Origin of the sequence: Acinetobacter sp. YH12152, assembly GCF_013418285.1 — a bacterium.
In the GTDB taxonomy this organism is placed as follows: domain Bacteria; phylum Pseudomonadota; class Gammaproteobacteria; order Pseudomonadales; family Moraxellaceae; genus Acinetobacter; species Acinetobacter amyesii.
Genome location: NZ_VPCH01000106.1, coordinates 1 through 2,598 on the forward strand (window position 1 = coordinate 1; position 2,598 = coordinate 2,598).

General features: G+C 51.7%; 1 protein-coding gene and 1 pseudogene. Both read left to right on the top strand.

The features are described from left to right. Positions 1-127 (top strand): annotated as a pseudogene (locus FTU83_RS17070) (transposase); the annotation flags it as partial. Positions 128-702: 575 nt separating this feature from the next. Beyond that, positions 703-2,364 carry a group II intron reverse transcriptase/maturase gene (gene ltrA, locus FTU83_RS17075; RefSeq protein WP_180107437.1) on the top strand — a complete coding sequence of 554 codons (1,662 nt, stop codon included), beginning with the start codon at positions 703-705 and terminating at the stop codon, positions 2,362-2,364. Positions 2,365-2,598 lie beyond the last annotated feature (234 nt).

The following is a 2,598-nucleotide window of genomic DNA, read 5'->3' on the forward strand; positions in this document are numbered from 1 at the left end:
ACATCATCTGACAGTGCCATCGAGTTCTCCCACCGCCAAGGCCATCAATTACACTCTGAAGCGTTGGCCAGCTTTAAGCCGCTATCTGGATGATGGCAATCTACCTATTTGCAATAATTGGGTCGAGGTGCGACACGAAGTCGCTTAATGAAGTTGTTCCCCCTGCGGGAACCACCCGTGTCACCGGGTGAATCTAGAAGGCTGAATAAAGAGCGCCTTCGACAATGTAACGAGGCACCGTAAGGTGCGGGGTATCAATCGTGAGAGGCGTACTCTTCTGGCAGCCATAGCCGGACAAGGGCTAGATAATCGGTATGGTGAACACATGTGAATCTGCGCAACGATCGTTAAATTGAACGAGCGGAAATGGCTAATACGCTCGAACCAAAACGGTAATGGAGGTGGGAATCGCGTCTTTCTACTACGCATTCGTGACCCATACGCCTCCCGGTCGATAGCAGGCACCTAAGCCGATGTACTTCAGTAAGCGGAACGTGGAAATCCCGTATTACCCCCATTGGGAAAGCAGTTTGCAAAAACTGCCCATGGTGATGCGGGCGAAGGAACGAGGAAAAAGCGAATGCCAGTCTGTAATGGGTTGGATAGAGGTTGAAACATTACCTCACGCGAAAGCGGGCTGACGTCCTTATGGTCTCTCATCACAAGAGAGTGTGTAGAACCCTTTTAATGGAGGGAGAGCAAATGAACGCAGCAGTATCAGCGTGTGCGCCTTCCAGCACATCGTGGGACAGCATCGATTGGATTGCTGTACAGCGTCATGTCAGAGGGCTGCAAGCGCGTATTGTGAAGGCGGTACAAGACTGCAGGTATAACAAGGCGAAAGCTCTGCAATGGCTGCTGACTCACTCGTTTAGTGGCAAAGCATTGGCCGTAAAACGAGTGTCTGAAAACAAAGGCAAAAACACGGCTGGGGTCGACAAGGTGACTTGGAATACACCCAAGGCCAAGACCGGTGCGATGATGTCGTTGAAGAGGCGAGGTTACACGCCCCTTCCGCTTCGGAGAGTCCTTATTCCGAAGAAAAATGGCAAGATGAGACCTCTCGGGATACCCACGATGAAATGCCGGGCCATGCAGGCGCTCCATCTGCTGGCTTTGGAACCCATCGCGGAGACCACCGCTGATCGGAACTCTTATGGATTCAGACCACAACGCTCAACCGCGGATGCTGCAGCACAGTGCTTTGGTGTGCTGTCAAGAAAAGTAAGTGCGGAGTGGGTGCTAGAGGGTGACATTCAAGGCTGTTTCGACAATATCAGCCATGACTGGATGATCGCCAACCTCCCAATGGACAAGGTGATTCTACGGAAATGGCTCAAAGCCGGTTACGTCTACCAAAGCAAGCTGTTTCCCAGTCTTTCCGGAACACCGCAAGGAGGTATTATCTCCCCGGTGTTGGCCAACATGACCTTGGACGGACTGGAAACGATGCTGGCGAAGAGGTTCCCTAACGCCAAATGGACAGGCAAAAAGCTGCAACTGGTACGGTATGCGGATGATTTCATCATCACGGGGTATTCTAAAGAGTGGCTCGAAAATGAAGTTCGCCCTGCCGTGGTTGAATTTCTGGCGGAGCGCGGTCTCGTGCTCTCTCAGGAAAAGACCAAAATCACGCACATAGGGAACGGGTTCGATTTTCTTGGGTGGAACGTACGCAAGTACAATGGCAAGCTACTGATCAAGCCGTCAAAGGCAAACATCAGTGCTCATCTCGATAAGCTGCGAGCATTAATCAATGCAAACAAAGCGACACGACAGGCCACTTTGATCGGTTTGCTCAACCCTATTCTAAGGGGTTGGGCCAACTATCATAGTTATGTCGTTGCCAAGAAGGTTTTCAACCAGGTAGACAGCGCAGTGTGGGAAATGCTCTGGCGATGGGCGGTACGTCGCCACCCTCGCAAAGCACTCCGATGGGTCAAAGATCGGTATTTCAAAGTACAAGGAGCGCGTCGATGGGTGTTCTCATGTGATGAACAGTCCGCTGACGGTCGGAAGCGACAATACACATTAGTGTCTGCCTCGGACACGCCAATTGTGCGACATATCAAGATCAAGGCTGCTGCTAACCCTCATGACCCCGCATGGGATGAGTACTTCGAATCCCGATGGGGTAAAAGAATGCTGGTCTCCGCAAAGGGGCGAGCCAAGCTGTATCGGGTGTGGCTAAAACAAGGTGGTCGCTGCTGCGCCTGTCTTAAACCAGTCACCAAAGATACACCATGGCACAGCCGTCATATTGTGAAGCTAAGTCATGGTGGAACGGATGCAGTTGCTAATCTTGAGATTTACCATCTGTATTGTCCAAGGAGTGTTCAATTTGCCAATGTCAACGATGTATAACCGGGTGCCGAATGGCGCCTTAGCAGAGGCTTGAGCCGTGTGCTGGGAAACTCGCATGCACGGTTCTTAGGGGGTTGGACGTAGGTAACTGCGTCTGACTACCCGACAATCAAATGCGACCTTGGGCGTTGGGGCGCAAGAACTGGCTGTTTGCAGGTTCGCTGCGCAGTGGTCAGCGAGCGGCAAACATCATGACTTTAATCCAGTCAGCAAAGCTGAATGGCTTGGATCCGT

What these genes read in the sequence shown, in the direction of transcription:
- ltrA (WP_180107437.1), top strand. Translation starts at nt 703, where the DNA reads ATGAACGCAGCAGTATCAGCGTGTGCGCCTTCCAGCACATCGTGGGAC.